The following is a 15,784-nucleotide window of genomic DNA, read 5'->3' on the forward strand; positions in this document are numbered from 1 at the left end:
ATGGCGCTGTGCGCGCGATGACCGGTTAAACCGCCACGCTGCCGACGTAATTCTCCGCGAGCGCGGTAGCGGCCGCGCGCGACGTCGTCACGTGCTCCAGTTCGGCTACCTGCAGACGCTGCTCGAAGGGGGACGTGTCGTCGAGCTTGTGCAGCATGCGAGTCATCCACCACGAGAAATGCTCGGCGCGCCAGACGCGCTTGAGCGCCGTCTCGGTGTAACGCGCAAGCTTCTCGGTACCGCCTTCCTTGTAGAAGTCTTCGAGTGCGGCGTTCAGCACGCGCACGTCCGACACCGCGAGGTTCAGGCCCTTCGCGCCGGTCGGCGGCACGATGTGGGCGGCGTCGCCCGCGAGGAAGAGCTTGCCCGACTGCATCGGCGTGGACACGAAGCTGCGCATCCCGACGATGTTCTTCTGGAAGATCTTGCCTTCGGTGATCTGCCAGCCATCGGCGCTATCGACGCGTGCGTGCAACTCGGCCCAGATGCGGTCGTCGGACCAGGCGTCGACCGTATCTTTCGGATCGCACTGGAAGTACATGCGTTGCACGCCCGGCGAGCGCGTGCTGATGAGCGCGAAGCCCCGGTCGTGCCGTGCATAGATGAGCTCGTCGGAAGAAGGCGGCGCTTCGACCAGAATGCCGAACCAGCCGAACGGATAGATGCGCTGATAGTCCTGCCGGACTGCCTCGGGAATCGACTGGCGCGCGACGCCCTGCGAGCCGTCGCAGCCAATGATGAAGTCGCATTCCAGCTCTTCGTCGCGGCCTTCGTGCTGATACTTGATGCGCGGCTTGCGATCGCTGCCGTCCTGGAAATCGTGCAGCGACACGTTCGACACGTTGAACTTCAGCTCCCCGTTCGCCGCGAGTCGCGCCGCAACCAGATCCTTGATGACTTCGTGCTGCGCATACACCGTGATCGAATGACCGGTCAGCTCCGTCAGCGCAATGCGGCGGCGCTGACCTTCGAACGCGAGTTCGAACCCGTGATGCAGCGCGCCTTCGGCCTGCATGCGCGCGCCGAGACCGGCTTGATTGAGCGTGTCCATCGTGCCTTGTTCGAGCACGCCGGCACGGATCGTCGATTCGATGGCGTCCTGGCTGCGCGCTTCGAGCACGACCGATTCGATGCCGCGCAGATGCAGCAGATGAGAAAGAAGAAGCCCGGCGGGGCCCGCGCCGACGATGCCGACTTGAGTACGCATGTTGTCTCCGTGAGGCAGTGGTGATGTTGTGCGTACAGTGTCGGCAGAGCGGCCTTATGCCGCAACGCGATACGGAGGATAGGGTCTATCTGGTTTCGAGATAAAGGGCCGAAAATGGGCGTAATCCGCCAGATTTACGGGTAAATCCCTACGACACGCGGACGGCCAGGAGGGCCGTCCGCATGTCGGTCAATCTCACTCGGCCGACTGCTCCTTCAACTGGTTGCGCCTATATTCGCCCTGCCGCGTGAGCATCCAGCCCGGGTATTCCGAGGGCAACTGGCTGACTTCGTCGAGCGCCGCGAGTTCGTCGTCGTTGAGCCGGACTTTCGTCGCCGCGATGTTGTCGTCGAGCTGTTCGATGCGTTTCGCGCCGATGATCACGCTCGAGACGACCTTCTGATGCAGCAGCCATGCGAGCGCGATTTGCGCGACCGACACGCCCTTGGCCTCGGCCATGCGCCGCATCACGTCGACGCAGTCATACGCGCGCTCGACGTTGACCGGCGGGAAATCGAACTTGGTGCGCCGGCTGCCTTCTTCCTTCGCGCCTTCCCGGGTGTACTTGCCCGAGAGCAGGCCGCCCGCGAGCGGACTCCAGACCATCAGGCCGACGCTCTCGCTTTGCAAGAGCGGCACGATCTCGCGCTCGAGATCACGGCCGGCGATCGTGTAATACGCTTGCAGCGACTCGAAGCGCGCAAGACCCAGCCGCTCCGAGATACCGAGCGCCTTCATGATTTGCCACGCCGCCCAGTTCGACACGCCGATATAGCGCACATGGCCATGCTGCACGAGATTGTCGAGCGCGCGCAGCGTTTCCTCGATCGGCGTCGCCGGATCGAAACCGTGAATCTGGTACAGATCGACGTGATCCAGTTGCAAGCGCTTCAGGCTCGCTTTCACCCCGTCGATGATGTGATAGCGCGACGCGCCGCGCGAGTTCGTCCCCTTCGTCCCGGTCTCGCCGAGGATCTTCGTCGCGACGACTACGTTCTCGCGCGGCACCTTCAGGTTTTTCAGCGCCTGACCGGTGATGATTTCCGACTGGCCGTCGGCATAGACGTCGGCGGTGTCGATGAAATTGATGCCCGCATCGAGTGAGCGGCCGATCAGCTTGTCCGCGTCCGCCTGCTGCAACTGGCCGATGTTGTCCCAGATTCCGCCCGTTCCGCCGCCGAACGTCATCGTGCCCAGGCACAGTTCAGAGACGAAAAGACCGGTATTGCCGAATTTCCTGTAGCGCATGGTTGCTCCCGAATGACTGGAAAGGCGCGGCATCGCCCGAACTGCGCAAGCGATCCGGCCGGCAATGCAGTATCGTCCTGGCGCGCGGCCGGTTCATAGCCTGATCCTGTTCAATCCTTGCCTGTTCCTGCAAACGCTGCGGTCGCTCGCAAGCAATCACGCGCCCGCGCGAGTAAGCTAGCCAGAGTTCTCCCTATCTCGAAATCGTCCTTTCATCATGGCCCTGAACGACACCCCCGGCCTCGCCGGAAAAGACAGTCACGACCAGCCGAAGGAGATGCGCCACGTCGGCGCGGCCGATCCCGGGCTGGATCAGGCGCGGCTCGATCTCGTCGCGTTGCTCGACCGCTTCACCGCCGGTTGCGAAGGCTCCGTCGAAACGCCGGTGCCGGGGCTAGCCCTGCATCGCATCATGAATCCGGGCGGACCGAAGCACGGCATCCAGACGCCCGCGCTCGCGCTGATTGCGCAGGGCAGCAAGCGTCTCATGGTCGGCGACGAAGTCTATATCTACGATCCGATGCACTATCTGGTGTCGTCGGTGGATCTGCCCGTGTGCGGACAGGTGTCGGTGGCGAGCGAGTCGGAGCCGTATCTCGGCATGCGGCTCGAACTCGACGTCGAGGAAATCACGTCGCTGATCCAGGACGAGAATCTGCCGCCCGCGACGCAGGCCGACGCCTCGCGCGGTCTCTATGTGAACCGCCTCGGCAACTCGATGCTCGACGCGGTGCTGCGCCTCCTGCGTCTCGTCGATACGCCTGAAGACGTGCCGATCCTCGCACCGCTCGTGAAGCGCGAGATTCTCTATCGCCTGCTGATGAACGGCTCGGGCGCGCGGCTGCGCCAGATTGCGCTGCAGGACAGTCAGACCCAGCGTATCGCGAAGGCCATCCAGTTGCTGCGCCAGCACTTCGATCAGCCGCTGCGTGTCGAGGACATTGCGCGGGACGTCCACATGAGCGTGTCGTCGCTGCATCACCATTTCAAGGCCGTCACGGCGATGAGCCCGTTGCAATATCAGAAGCAGTTGCGGCTTCAGGAGGCGCGCCGCCTGATGATGCTCGATATCGTCGATGCCGCCACGGCCGCGCATCGCGTGGGCTATGAAAGCGCCTCGCAGTTCAGCCGCGAGTACAGCCGGCTCTTCGGCGCGCCGCCGCTGCGCGACACGCGTCGCTGGCGCGATGCGACCGCCGCCGCGGTCGGCGCCTGAGCGCCGGTTTCGCGGCCCGCTGCGAAATTTCGATGAATCTCTGGCAAGGCGCGCGCGAATGGTCTTGAATGGATTGCCGACTGGCGATGCGACGGCGCTGCCGCATCGGTTTATTTCATCGTCCGCGGAATAGTGCAGCGCTTCCGAACGTTCTACGGATACTTCTACAAAAAGGGAAAGATGAAATGAAGAAGCGCATCCAGATGTTCGCCGCTGCCGCAACAGTCGTCACCGCGTTCGCTTCGCTTGCTTCATCCGCCTATGCTGCGGTGCCGAAGGAAGCGAACGGCATGTTCGTCGATGAAAACGGCATGACGCTCTACACCTTCGACAAGGACACGAAAGGCGGCGCGAGCGCCTGCACCGGCGGCTGCGCGCAGGCGTGGCCGGCGGCGATGGCGAGCGACGCCGACAAGCCGAGCGGCAAATGGACCATGGAAGCCGCCGACGGCGGAAAGCAGTGGGCCTACGATGGCAAGCGCGTCTATCGCTTCGCGAAAGACACGAAGCCCGGCGACAAGAACGGGGATAACTTCCGCGACGTCTGGCACGTCGTGAAGCCCTGAACGTCGCGTTTCGCGCAACGCACGCGCAACAAACTTGGGAAGCGGCCGGCTCGCGGAATAAATCGGCGAGCCTGCCGGTCTATGAATCAACAGGTAACGATCATGAAACGATCGATCGGAGTGACGGCGCTCCTGATCGTGCTCAGCCTTGCGCTGGGCGCGGCGGGTTGCGCGAGCGGTACGCAAAGTGCGCCGAATTCGTCGGGGGCGCCGAGCGGGCCGGCCGGCGGAGGCAGCTACTGATGGCGAACGCCTCTGACGCTTGCGTCACGCGCGCGGGCGCACGGCCTTGAGCTTCGAGAGCGACCTTCTCGCGCATCTGCCCCAGCTGCGCCGCTACGCGCGCGGGCTGACGGGCGATCGCGCGTGGGCGGACGATCTCGTTCAGGACGCGACCGAGCGCGCGCTCAATCGCGCCAAATCGTTTCATGCCGGCACGAATTTGCGCGCATGGTTATTCACGATCATGCGCAACCTGTATATCGATCAGCTGCGCGGCCGACGCGATATTGCAGTGGACGATGAAACCGCGCCCTGGCGGCAGATGGCCGCGCCGCGCGGTGAAGTCGACGGCCTCGTGCTGCGCGACGTGCAGCGCGCGCTCTACTGTCTGCCCGTCGAGCAGCGTGAAGTGATGCTGCTCGTGTGCGTCGAGGAAATGAGTTATCAGGAGGCATCCGTGGTGTTGAACGTGCCGACCGGAACCGTGATGTCGCGCTTGTCGAGAGCGCGGGAGCACATGCGTGTTCTGCTCGGCGAAGAACCCGGCCGCAAGACGTCGCCGTCGTCACTGAAAGTGGTGAGCCGATCATGAGCAGCCAAGACCGTCCACCCGAAGGCGGCGACCGTATGGGACCTCCCAGGCCGGATCGCGATCTGCAGGCGTTGTCCGCCTTCATCGACGAAGAACTCCAGGGCGACGAACGCGACGCCGTGGCGCAGCGCATCGCGGCAGATCCGGCGAGCGAGGCGACCGCCGCCGCATATCGCGCGCAGGACAACGCGTTGCGCGCGCTCTTCGCCGATCAGGGCGAGCCGCAGGTCGTGCGTTTGCGGCCGCCCGCGCGCGAGCGTTATCTGATCGCGGCGTGCTTTCTGGTCGTCGGGGTCGCGTGCGGATTCCTGATGCACATGCTCCTGCCCTCGCTCGGCGAGAGTGCGCGCTTCGCGGAGCGGGCGGATATCGCCTATGCCGTGTACGCGCCCGAGCAGCGGCATGCGGTGGAGGTGGCCGCGTCGCAACAGGATCATCTCGTTACGTGGCTGTCGAAGCGGTTGAATCGCGCGGTGACGATTCCGTCGCTGGCCGAATACGGCTTTCAGCTCGTCGGCGGGCGCCTGTTGCCTGACGAGGAGGGCCCGGCCGCGCAGTTCATGTATCAGAACGCCACCGGCGAGCGGCTCACGCTCTATATGACGACGGCGACGATCAGGCGCAACGACAGCAAGATCAGAAGCCTCAAGGACGGGCAGCGCACGACGTTCTACTGGGCGTGGGATCGCGTCGGCTATGCGCTCTCGGGTCAGATCGGCGAGGCGAAGCTGCAGGCGATTGCGTATGACACATGCAAGGAGCTCGGCGGCGATCCCAAAAACTGGTGAACCGGCGAACGATGCAAAAGGCCGCAGCGATTTTTTTTTCGCTGCGGCCTTTTTTTATGGCTGGAACCGCTTAGTAGTAGCGATGCGGAGGCGGCGCGACATGATGATGGCGCTCCCATTCGTGGCGCTGCCAATAGCGATGGCCGTCCCAGTAGCGGTCACCGTGCCAGCCGACCGTCACGCGATGCGGCGGATTGTGGTGCACCTCGGCGGATGCGACGTTTGCGAGGCCCATGCCCAGCGCGGCAGCAAGGGAAGCGATCAGCAGGCTCTTCTTCGTCTTGTTCATCATGATATTTGCTCCTTGGTCGTTGCTTGCAGTCGAAACCGCGAGTCATGAGGTAGCAGTTTCGTTGTAATTCAGCGCGTCTTGCGCGAGGGCTCAGTCGCGGTAGTAATCGTGATGATGGTGATACCCGCCACCGTCCGGCACGACGATGCAGCCCGAAAGCGCGCTACTCAGCAACACGCCCAACGCTGCAAGGATCGCTAGTTTCTTCATGGCTTTCTCCGTGTGAATCCATGGAGATCAATTTAGCGGTTCGCAAAATGACAAGCCGTGTTCGTTTGTAAGCAAACGTGTAACCTGAAATATTTGCCACGGGCGCCTGTAAAGACGCTGCAGCGCGCGTCTCGCCGTTGCGCGCGAAGGGACGGCGCGCTATCCTGAACTCCGATTCACAATGTCGGAATGGATATGTCTCACATCAGCACGGGCGTCGAGTACGCGCTGCACTGCATGCTCTATCTCGCAGAGCCGCCGCACGGCGTGCGCGAGGCGAGCGTGCGCGATCTCGCGGAATTGCAGGGCGTGCCCGCGGAGTACGTCGCGAAGCTGTTCACGAAGCTGCACAAGGCGGGGCTCGTCGTCGCGACGGAAGGTGCGCGCGGGGGCTTTGCGCTTGCGCGGCCGTCGAAGGAAATCAGCGTGCTCGATGTCGTCGACGCGATCGACGGCGACAAGCCGCTCTTCGACTGCCGGGAGATTCGAGCGCGCTGCGCAGTGTTCGGCGACGACGCGCCGCCCTGGGCGACGAGCGGTGTCTGCGCCGTTCACGCGGTGATGAAAAACGCGGAGAAGCGCATGCGCGAGGCGCTCGCGGCGGACCGGCTAGCGGATCTCGCGGGACGCGTGCATGCCAAGGCGCCGCGCACTTTCGGACCGCAGGTCGTCAAGTGGCTCGACGAGCGCACCAGCCAGCGGCGCGCGGCGAAGGACTAGAGAGCTCAGCGAACGATCTTCGGTTTGATGTTCGGCGTGAGCGAAACGCCGACCACGCGACCATCGCGCACGCCGCAGCGGCTGTCCACGCGCGTCCACTGCGCCTTGCCGCGCGCCTTCGCGAACGCGCGCATCACGATGACCTTGTCGACCGGAATCGGGTCGCCGACACTGAAGATCGGAGTATCGTCGTCGATCTTTGCGGAGAGCACGCGCCGGTCGGGCACGATGAGCGTGTCGTACTTCGGCGCGTTCTCCACCCAGCGGTCGAACGCAGCGACGCATTGCGCGACGGCATCGGGCACGTGGAGCTTCGTCAGATACGAGTAATCCTCGGGCAGGTCCGGCGTCTCCTGCGCCTGGACGAGCTGAAACATCGACGCGGACAGCGCGAGCGCGAGCAATGCGGGAGCAAGAATGGTCTTCATGCGATGGGCGATCAAAAGGGACGACAGAGACGTTCGGCAGAGCGCGGATCGCGTGAACGGCGCTGTGAGTGCGGTGCGCGCGCCTGCGCAGGAATGGCGCGAAGTATACCGTGTGAAGTTTTGTGACGTCGAGCACATCGCGCATGTCGAATGCTGATCGAAAGCCTTGTGCGGCGCGTTGTATCCTTCAGTAGGGACGAACACACGAGGAGGCGCGCGATGAAAGCGGCGCGATGGGCGAAACAGGACGGCACGGGCCTCGAGCATCTCGTTCTGAACGAAGCGGCGGACGCAATCGTGATCGAGAGCGCGATCGTGGGTGAAGACGAGGCGCATGCCTTCGGCCTCGTCTATCGCATCGAATGCGATGCGCGCTGGCAGGTCACGCGTCTCGCGTTGAAGCTGGCGGGCGGCGCATCGCTCGACCTGCATCGCAGAGAGGGCAACAACGGTGACGCGCATGCGTGGAGCGACGCGAACGGTGAACCACAAGACTCACTTCGCGGCTGCATCGACGTGGACATCACCGCGACGCCGTTCACCAACACACTGCCGATTCGCCGTCTGCAACTGGCGCGCGGCGAGCGCCGCGTGATTCGCGTCGTCTATGTGCGCGTGCCCGAATTGAGCGTGAGCGTGGTGGAGCAGGCGTACACGTGCATCGAGCCGAATCATCGCTACCGTTACGAAGGGCTCGACACGGGCTTCACGGCGGATATCACCGTCGACGAGAACGGCCTCGTGCTCGACTATCCCGGACTCTTCAAGCGCGTCGCGTAATAATGCGGTTCATTGCTTGCCCTGATCCGAGAAACAAATGATGAACGATACGACTTCACCCCGTCTCACGAGCCTGTCCCACGGCGGCGGCTGCGGCTGCAAGATCGCGCCCGGCGTGCTGGCCGACCTGCTCAGGCGCGCCACGCCGCTGCCTGCGTTTCCGAATCTTCTCGTCGGCAACGACACCGCCGACGATGCCGCCGTCTACAAGCTCAACGACGAGCAGGCGATCGTCGCGACGACGGACTTCTTCATGCCGATCGTCGACGATCCGTTCGACTTCGGGCGCATTGCCGCAACCAACGCGCTTTCCGACGTCTACGCGATGGGCGGCAAGCCGATTCTCGCGCTCGCGCTCGTCGGCATGCCGATCAACGTGTTGCCGCACGAGGTCATCGCGCAAGTGCTGAAGGGCGGCGAAGCGGTCTGCGCCGAAGCGGGCATTCCGGTCGCGGGCGGTCATTCGATCGATTCCGTCGAGCCGATCTACGGACTGGCCGCGCTCGGCATCGTGCATCCGTCGCGCGTGAAGCGCAACGCGGCCGCGCGCGCGGGCGACGTGCTCGTGCTCGGCAAGCCGCTCGGCGTCGGCGTGCTGTCGGCCGCGCTCAAGAAGGACAAGCTGGATGCGGCCGGCTACAAGGCGATGATCGACGCGACCACCAAGCTCAACCGCCCCGGCGCGGAACTCGCGCAACTCGACGGCGTACATGCGCTCACTGACGTCACGGGCTTCGGCCTGCTCGGTCACACGCTCGAACTCGCACGCGGCGCGCAACTTACGGCGCGGATTCGCTACGCCGACTTGCCGTGGCTGCCGCAAGTACGCGAGTTCGTGCGCGCGGGCATCTTCACGGGCGCGTCGGGTCGCAACTGGAGCGCATACGGCAATGACATCGCATTGAACATCGAAGGTGACGAGGCCCGCGCCTTGCTCACCGATCCGCAGACCTCGGGCGGACTGCTCGTGTCGTGCGCGCCGGAAGCCGTGAACGACGTGCTCGCGATCTTCCGCGCGGACGGTTTCAACGATGCGACGGTCATCGGCGAGATGGTGGATGGCGCAGCCCGCGTCGACGTGATCTGAACCAATAAAAACAAGCGCATGAAGGAAGAATCCCCTAAGGCCATTTTCTACGCGCTCGCCGCGAACTTCGGCATCGCCGTCTGCAAGTTCGGGGCGGCGGCCTTTACCGGCTCGGGCGCGATGTTCGCGGAAGCGATCCATTCGACCGCCGATTGCGGCAATCAGTTGCTGCTGCTCCTCGGTCTGAAGCGCGCGCGGGCGCCCGCGAACGCGCTGCATCCGCTGGGCTCGGGGCGCGAGATCTATTTCTATGCGCTGATCGTCGCGCTTTTGCTGTTCTTCGTCGGTGGCGCGTTTTCGGTGTACGAGGGCGCGCATCGGCTGATGCATCATGAGCCCTTGTCGAATCCGATCGTCGCGCTCGTGATTCTGGGCATTTCGGTCGTGCTCGAAGCGTTTTCGCTTGCGGGCGCGATCCGCGAGATTCGCAAGGGTGCGCCGAACAAGACCTTATGGCGATGGTTCCGTGAAACACGGGAATCGGAACTGCTCGTGGTCGCGGGCGAGGATGTCGCGGCGCTGCTCGGTCTCGCCATCGCGTTCGCCGCGGTGCTCATGACGATGCTCACCGGCAATACGGCATACGATGCCGCCGGCTCGATCGGCGTCGGCGTGCTGTTGATGATCATCGCGTTTCTCGTCGCGCGCGAAGTGAAGTCGATGATCGTCGGCGAATCCGCGAGCCCCGAAGTGCGAAAGGCCATCGATGCGCACCTGCGCGCGCGTCCCGAGATCACGCGCATCATCAGCCTCATCACGCTGCAATGGGGCAAGCATGTCGTCGTCGCGGTGCAGGCGGAGATGATCGACTACGCGAGCGGCCGCGCGATGATCGATGCGATCAATATCATCGAAGACGACCTGCAGCGTGTCTTTCCGCAAGTGCGCTGGGTGTTCTTCGAACCCGATATCGCGCGCGATCGCGGCGAGCCGGCGCTGTAAGGTCCGAACGAGGGGGAAGGGCAGGAGCGCCGCATGCTACCGGGAGAAGGGTCGTTCAGGACCGCTTCTGCCGCATCGACCGCATCGCGTTAACATACGTCATGCGCGTCGTCCGCATCGAGTCCCTGACATTTCGTGATCTTCATCCGACCCATGCGCAAATTGCTCCTTGCAGTGCTGCTCGTCCTCGTGTCGAGCGTTCTTCCGGTCTTTTCCCCATCTTCCTTCGCCGCAGCCGATCCCGCGCAGCACGCGTCGCAGCCGGGTCTCGCGCTGACGCCGCAGCAGGCGCGCGATGCGCTCTCGGTGCTCAACGATCCCGCACGCCGTTCGCAAGTCGCCGATACGCTGCGCGCCATCGCGGCGGCAGGCGCGCTGGCCGCGCCCGCGCCCGCGAGCGCGCCGCAGTCCGCGTCGGCGGCGGCTGCGGCGCCGGCATCGGGCGCGTCGAGCGTGCTCGCTCATTCGCTGACCGCCAACGGTCTCGCCTCGCAATTGTCGCGGCAAGCCGGGCACTGGCTCGTGCAGATCGGCGCGGGCCTGCGGCACTCGACCGTCGCGCTGCTCGATTTCGGCTCCGTGGCGTCGTGGTGGCGCGACCGAACGTCGAGTGACGAAGGGCGCGCGCTCATCGGCCATGTCGTGTGGACGGTGCTTGCGTCGCTGTTGCCCGCGTTGCTGCTCGAATTTCTGTGCTTGCGGCTGCTCAAGCGTCCGCGCGCGCGGATCGCGGCGCGCGGCGTCGCCGATGCCGAGGCACAGGATCCCGGCCTCGTGCGCGAACAACGCGCGGCGGAGCGCGCGGAGGACGACGCCGCGCGCAGCGGCGATGCGACCGCCATCCATCTCGCCGAGCGCAAGGCCGACAGCGCGCGCGGCCAGCGCCATGCCGCACGTCACTGGACGCTCTTGCAACGTCTGCCGAGCGCGCTCCTGTACGGCTTTCTTTCTCTGGTTCCGCTCGTCGTTTTCATCGGCGTCGTGACCTTGCTCATGTCGATCTTCATCGACGACAACACGCCCGAAGCGCGCGTCGCGGGCTCGCTCATCGACGTCTATCTGGTCTGCCGCGCGATCGTGATCGTGAGCGGTTTCTTCGTCGCGCCGCGTGCGCCCGGCCTGCGCCTCTTTCAGGTAAGCGATTTCTATGCGGCGTATCTGCATCGCTGGGTGCAGCGCATCGTGTGTATCGCGGGTGCGGGCATCGCGCTTGCCAATGCCGCCGAGCCGCTCGGCCTGTCCGGCGACGCGCGCATCGCGATCCTGAAGTTCGTGCTGCTGATCGTGCATCTGATGATCGCGTTCGTGATCTTCGAGAGCCGCACGTCGGTGGCCGAGCGTATCCGGGAACGCGCGCGGACGAATCGCTCGGTGAGGCTCGTCGGCAACTGGGTCGCCGATGTCTGGGCGGGTGTCGCGATCTTCTTCGTGATCGCGCTGTGGTTCGTGTGGGCGCTCGACGTGCAGAACGGCTACAGAACGCTCTTTCATCTGGGCGGGGTGTCGTTGCTCGTGCTCGTCGGCGCGCGCGTGCTGGCAATCGTCGCGTTCGGCGCACTCGGCCGTGTCTTTCATGACGGCGATGAGGATGACGTCACGAGCGATTCCATCGTGCGCCGCCGCGCCTATCGCTATTACCCGACGTTGCGGCGCATTGTGCAGGCGCTCATTTCCGTCGTCACGATCGTCGCGCTTCTGGAAGTCTGGCACGTCAACGTGCTGCATCTGCTCACGTCGGGCGGTGTGGGCAACCGGCTCGCATCGGCGCTCCTCACGATCGTCGTCGCGGCCGTGTTCGCCGTGCTGGTGTGGGAGGCGGCGAACATCGCCGTCGAGCAGCGGTTGGAGCAATGGACCGCGAGCGGCGAACGTCTGCGCGCCGCGCGCTTGCGCACACTCCTGCCGATGATGCGCTCCGGCCTCTTCATCGTGATCGCGATGGTCGTCGTGTTGACGGGCCTCTCCGAGATCGGCGTGAACACGGCGCCTTTACTCGCGAGCGCGAGCATCTTCGGCGTGGCGCTTGGCTTCGGCTCGCAAAAGCTCGTGCAGGATCTCATCACGGGCATCTTCCTGCTGATGGAAAACGCGATGCAGGTCGGCGACTGGGTGACGCTCGCGGGCGTGTCGGGCACGGTCGAGTATCTGTCGATCCGCACGGTGCGTCTGCGCGGCGGCGACGGCTCGCTCTACACGGTGCCGTTCAGTTCGGTGTCGACGGTGAACAACACGAATCGCGGCATCGGCAATGCAGCCGTGCGCGTGTCGATCGCGCTCGGCCAGGATGTCGATCTCGCGATTTCCACGCTGAAGGAAATCGGCGCCGCGCTGCGCGAGGACGAGGCCTTCCGCGACGGTATTCTCTCCGACTTCAGCTTCTGGGGCGTCGATGCCGTCGACGGTTCGACCGTCACACTCGCAGGTCAGATCCAGTGCCGCGACAGCGCGCGCTGGCCGGTGCAGCGCGAGTTCAACCGGCGCATTCTCAACGAGTTTACGGCGCGCGGCATCGAGATCGCGAATCCGCAGCGCAACTTTGTGATCGTCAATGGCGGCACTCAGGAAGGGAATCCAGAAGGCGTTCAAGACGCGGACGAAGCGGGCGCGGATCAGCGCGGCGAACCGTCGAAGGCCGCGCAGCATCCGACGAGCGAGGCCGCCGGCCCGGCGAACGTCGCCTCGAATGCGCCGCCGCCGCGCAGTTCGCAAAGCGGCACGTGATCCTATAATCGTTCGGCCCCGATCGCGCCCTCTGACGGGCGCGATTTTTTTTCGAAGGTCGAACGTTCACGAGGATCACGCCTGCCATGACTGCCATGAGAGTCGCCGCATCGGAATCGAAAAAGACATCGAACACGTTGCGCAGGGCGGTTGTCGCCGTCGCGATCGCCGCGGGTGCGTCGGGCCTCGCGGGATGCGCATCCGCGCCGCGCTCGTCCGATAGCGCGAGCGGCGTGCGCCCAGTCAAGGTCATGATCGTCACGATGTTCGCGCCCGAAGGCAAAGTGTGGCTCGACAAGCTCGGACCGTGGGACGCGATCAAGGTGGCGGGATTGTCGCCGGATTATCCGGACGTGCATTGCAATCGCGACGACGTGTGCGTCATCACGACCGGCATGGGCCACACCAACGCGGCCGCGTCGATGATGGCGCTCGCGTTCTCCGAGCGCCTCGACTTGCGCAACGCCTACTTTCTGGTCGCGGGCATCGCGGGCATCGATCCGGCGCAAGGCACGGTCGGCTCGGCGGCGTGGGCGAAGTATCTCGTCGATTTCGGCCCGCAATGGGAACTCGACGCGCGCGAGAAGCCCGCCCGCTGGCCCAGCGGATTCATCGGCATCAACACGAAGGGGCCGAACGAGAAACCGGCGCCCGACTATCGCACGGAAGTCTTTGCGCTCAACGCCACGCTCGCCGATACCGCCTACGCGATCTCGCGCAACGTCTCGCTCTCCGACAGCGACCAGGCCCGAGCCGCGCGCGCGAAATTCAACTACGCGCCGGCGAACCGGCCACCGCGCGTGATCCAGTGCGACACGCTCGCGGGCGATACGTGGTGGTCGGGCAAATACATCGGCGAACGGGCGCGCGCGTGGACGCGGCTTCTGACGGACGGTCGCGGCGTCTACTGCACGACGCAACAGGAAGACAACGCCACCTATGAGGCGCTCAAGCGGGCGGCGAGCGTGCAGCGGGTGGACCTGTCGCGCGTGGCGGTGCTGCGCGCCGGTTCCGATTTCGATCGTCCATACAAGGGACAGCCCGCCGTCGACAATCTGCTCAATTACGCCGCGCAGGGCGGCTTTGCACCGGCCATCGAGAATCTGTATCGGACCGGCAATCCTTTTGTACAAGAGGTTGTTACACATTGGGACGCATGGAGTAAAGGCGTCCCGCGAAGGTAAAGCGTTACGTTACAACCGGGTAAGACAGGCCGTAACACTGCCGTAACACCGGTTTGGCAATTATTACCTGATCACGCGGCAACCGGTAAAGACCGTTTAGGCCGTTATTTTTTGCGTTTTTCGTCTGATGGATCATCGCAAAAATAGCGCCTCAAGACGTCAACCGACTCCGGCAATCCCCCGTTATTGCTGGCGGCAGGCGATTATTCCGACCAAAACCCAGCTTGGCCAACCAAACGCCTCAAACATAAGATGAATAGAGCGTGAGCGGTAGAGTCGGTTGAAATGACCTGACTGAAACAATTACCGATCTAAAGTGTTGTTTGCAACAAAATATTATTGAGACCGCTTGCTTTAGATTCAGACCGTACTTAGAATCCGTTTCACAGTGGTTGTTACAAGATGTAACGCACTGAAACAAAGATTACGCAGTACGTAGCCGGGCAGGACTAGCTCGGTGAGGCACAAAAAAGATATCGGCAAAAAGCCGGCGGGAAATTCGGGGATTTACTGGAAGTTGCAACCATGAACGGTCGCGAAACGCTGGAATCAATCCGGGAAATCAACTTGTCTTACATCATGCTCGCGCAGCGTCTCTTGCGCGAGGACCGGGCCATCGGCATGTTCCGGCTCGGTCTGTCGGCGGAACTCGCCGATCTGCTCGCAGGCCTCACGCTCGCGCAGGTCGTCAAGCTCGCGTCGTCGGATAACCTGCTTTGCGCTTTCCGCTTCAACGATCACACGATGCTGTCGGCCTTGACGCAACCCGCGAAGAACGCGGACATCGCGCCGACGCACGCGGCGATCCTGCTGGCTGGCCAGCCGGCCGAACAGTTCGCTTAAGGGACGACGGAGCGAGCCATGCTGAAGAAGAGCCTCACCGAAGACGCCCAGGAAGTGTTCCGCGCAATTGCGCTGATCGAGCTCGGCGCGCGCATGCAAGTGCTGGAGAGCGAACTCACGCTCTCGCGCGATCGCATGATTCGCCTCTATCGCGAAGTGAAGGGGGTATCGCCGCCGAAGGGCATGCTGCCGTTCTCGGCCGACTGGTACATGACGTGGCTCGCCAATATCCACGCATCGCTTTTCTATAACACCTATACGTTCCTGAAGAACGAAGCTGGCTGTTCGCATCTCGATGCGTTGACCAAAGGGTATCGGCTGTACCTCGAGCACTGCACCCATAGCGGCGCCGAGGCGGTACTCGACCTTACGCGGGCCTGGACTCTTGTGCGCTTTTTCGACGCCGGCATGCTGCAGATGACACCCTGCTGCCGCTGCACCGGGAAGTTCGTCGCACACAAACATGATTTGCAGAACAACGTGGTGTGCGGGGCCTGCCAGCCGCCGTCACGCGCGGGGAAGACCAAGAAAGCGGCGGCCGCGAAACAGGCCAGTCAAGAAGCCGCGCTGGAGGTAGTGATGTCGAAGAACGAAGTGCCGGAGCATGCGGAGCACACGGCACTCGGTAACGTGGCGGCGTTGCAGCCGCAACGGGCAAGCCTGGTCGCACAGGCTGCTTAGGCGGTAGCGGCCGCTGGCCATCCTCCGGGGACTATCCGCGAGGATGGTGGATGACCG

The 15,784-nt window shown here is 63.8% G+C and carries 17 protein-coding genes; 13 read left to right on the plus strand and 4 right to left on the minus strand.

Translation table 11 applies throughout. The annotated features are described in order from the left end of the window. Nucleotides 1–25 precede the first annotated feature (25 nt). The gene (locus NCS58_RS17785) at nucleotides 26–1,207 is read right to left on the minus strand and encodes a 4-hydroxybenzoate 3-monooxygenase (RefSeq protein ID WP_061115829.1); all 1,182 of its coding nucleotides are present in this window, start codon (nucleotides 1,205–1,207) and stop codon (nucleotides 26–28) included. Between the two features lie 195 nt (nucleotides 1,208–1,402). After that, on the minus strand, nucleotides 1,403–2,455 hold the full coding sequence (locus tag NCS58_RS17790; RefSeq protein ID WP_061115828.1) for an aldo/keto reductase: 1,053 nt from the start codon (nucleotides 2,453–2,455) through the stop codon (nucleotides 1,403–1,405). Between the two features lie 217 nt (nucleotides 2,456–2,672). Here NCS58_RS17790 and NCS58_RS17795 point away from each other — a divergent pair, with 217 nt between their 5' ends. The 5 genes from NCS58_RS17795 to NCS58_RS17815 all read left to right on the plus strand — a co-directional run bounded on the left by NCS58_RS17795 (nucleotide 2,673) and on the right by NCS58_RS17815 (nucleotide 5,839). Continuing rightward, the gene (locus NCS58_RS17795) at nucleotides 2,673–3,671 is read left to right on the plus strand and encodes an AraC family transcriptional regulator (protein WP_250477416.1); all 999 of its coding nucleotides are present in this window, start codon (nucleotides 2,673–2,675) and stop codon (nucleotides 3,669–3,671) included. A 185-nt stretch (nucleotides 3,672–3,856) separates the two neighbouring features. Further along, the gene (locus tag NCS58_RS17800; protein ID WP_061115827.1) at nucleotides 3,857–4,237 is read left to right on the plus strand and encodes a hypothetical protein; all 381 of its coding nucleotides are present in this window, start codon (nucleotides 3,857–3,859) and stop codon (nucleotides 4,235–4,237) included. Between the two features lie 102 nt (nucleotides 4,238–4,339). Then, nucleotides 4,340–4,480 carry a hypothetical protein gene (locus NCS58_RS17805; RefSeq protein WP_250477417.1) on the plus strand — a complete coding sequence of 47 codons (141 nt, stop codon included), beginning with the start codon at nucleotides 4,340–4,342 and terminating at the stop codon, nucleotides 4,478–4,480. Between the two features lie 46 nt (nucleotides 4,481–4,526). Further along, on the plus strand, nucleotides 4,527–5,051 hold the full coding sequence (locus NCS58_RS17810) for an RNA polymerase sigma factor (RefSeq protein WP_061116093.1): 525 nt from the start codon (nucleotides 4,527–4,529) through the stop codon (nucleotides 5,049–5,051). 35 nt (nucleotides 5,052–5,086) lie between these two features. Beyond that, entirely contained in the window at nucleotides 5,087–5,839 is a 753-nt protein-coding gene (locus NCS58_RS17815) for an anti-sigma factor (protein ID WP_061115826.1), read from the plus strand. Between the two features lie 70 nt (nucleotides 5,840–5,909). Here NCS58_RS17815 and NCS58_RS17820 read toward each other — a convergent pair whose 3' ends face one another. Continuing rightward, nucleotides 5,910–6,128 (minus strand): hypothetical protein, encoded by a 219-nt coding sequence (locus NCS58_RS17820; RefSeq protein ID WP_061116092.1) that lies wholly within the window; start codon nucleotides 6,126–6,128, stop codon nucleotides 5,910–5,912. A 408-nt stretch (nucleotides 6,129–6,536) separates the two neighbouring features. Here NCS58_RS17820 and NCS58_RS17825 point away from each other — a divergent pair, with 408 nt between their 5' ends. Beyond that, nucleotides 6,537–7,061, plus strand: coding sequence for an Rrf2 family transcriptional regulator (locus NCS58_RS17825; RefSeq protein ID WP_061116091.1), 525 nt, complete (start codon nucleotides 6,537–6,539; stop codon nucleotides 7,059–7,061). Between the two features lie 5 nt (nucleotides 7,062–7,066). Here the strand turns inward: NCS58_RS17825 and NCS58_RS17830 are convergent, their stop codons facing one another. After that, nucleotides 7,067–7,489, minus strand: coding sequence for a BspC domain-containing protein (locus tag NCS58_RS17830; protein WP_061115825.1), 423 nt, complete (start codon nucleotides 7,487–7,489; stop codon nucleotides 7,067–7,069). Nucleotides 7,490–7,708: 219 nt separating this feature from the next. Between NCS58_RS17830 and NCS58_RS17835 the strand changes: the two genes are divergently transcribed. The 7 genes from NCS58_RS17835 to flhC all read left to right on the plus strand — a co-directional run bounded on the left by NCS58_RS17835 (nucleotide 7,709) and on the right by flhC (nucleotide 15,727). Continuing rightward, nucleotides 7,709–8,269 (plus strand): putative glycolipid-binding domain-containing protein, encoded by a 561-nt coding sequence (locus tag NCS58_RS17835; RefSeq protein ID WP_061115824.1) that lies wholly within the window; start codon nucleotides 7,709–7,711, stop codon nucleotides 8,267–8,269. Nucleotides 8,270–8,309: 40 nt separating this feature from the next. Beyond that, the gene (gene selD, locus NCS58_RS17840; protein ID WP_061116090.1) at nucleotides 8,310–9,356 is read left to right on the plus strand and encodes a selenide, water dikinase SelD; all 1,047 of its coding nucleotides are present in this window, start codon (nucleotides 8,310–8,312) and stop codon (nucleotides 9,354–9,356) included. A gap of 18 nt (nucleotides 9,357–9,374) precedes the next feature. After that, nucleotides 9,375–10,298: a cation diffusion facilitator family transporter gene (locus tag NCS58_RS17845; protein ID WP_061115823.1), complete on the plus strand. Its 924-nt coding sequence runs from the start codon at nucleotides 9,375–9,377 to the stop codon at nucleotides 10,296–10,298. A 153-nt stretch (nucleotides 10,299–10,451) separates the two neighbouring features. Beyond that, on the plus strand, nucleotides 10,452–13,019 hold the full coding sequence (locus NCS58_RS17850) for a mechanosensitive ion channel domain-containing protein (RefSeq protein WP_061115822.1): 2,568 nt from the start codon (nucleotides 10,452–10,454) through the stop codon (nucleotides 13,017–13,019). A gap of 95 nt (nucleotides 13,020–13,114) precedes the next feature. After that, a complete protein-coding gene (locus tag NCS58_RS17855) occupies nucleotides 13,115–14,203 on the plus strand; it encodes a purine nucleoside permease (RefSeq protein ID WP_061116089.1) in 1,089 nt (362 codons plus the stop codon). 525 nt (nucleotides 14,204–14,728) lie between these two features. Then, nucleotides 14,729–15,046, plus strand: coding sequence for a flagellar transcriptional regulator FlhD (flhD, locus tag NCS58_RS17860; RefSeq protein WP_061115821.1), 318 nt, complete (start codon nucleotides 14,729–14,731; stop codon nucleotides 15,044–15,046). An 18-nt stretch (nucleotides 15,047–15,064) separates the two neighbouring features. Beyond that, nucleotides 15,065–15,727, plus strand: a complete 663-nt coding sequence (gene flhC / locus NCS58_RS17865) for a flagellar transcriptional regulator FlhC (protein WP_061115820.1) — start codon at nucleotides 15,065–15,067, stop codon at nucleotides 15,725–15,727. Nucleotides 15,728–15,784 lie beyond the last annotated feature (57 nt).

The organism is Caballeronia sp. INML3B (assembly GCF_023631305.1).
Taxonomy (GTDB): Bacteria; Pseudomonadota; Gammaproteobacteria; order Burkholderiales; family Burkholderiaceae; genus Caballeronia; species Caballeronia turbans.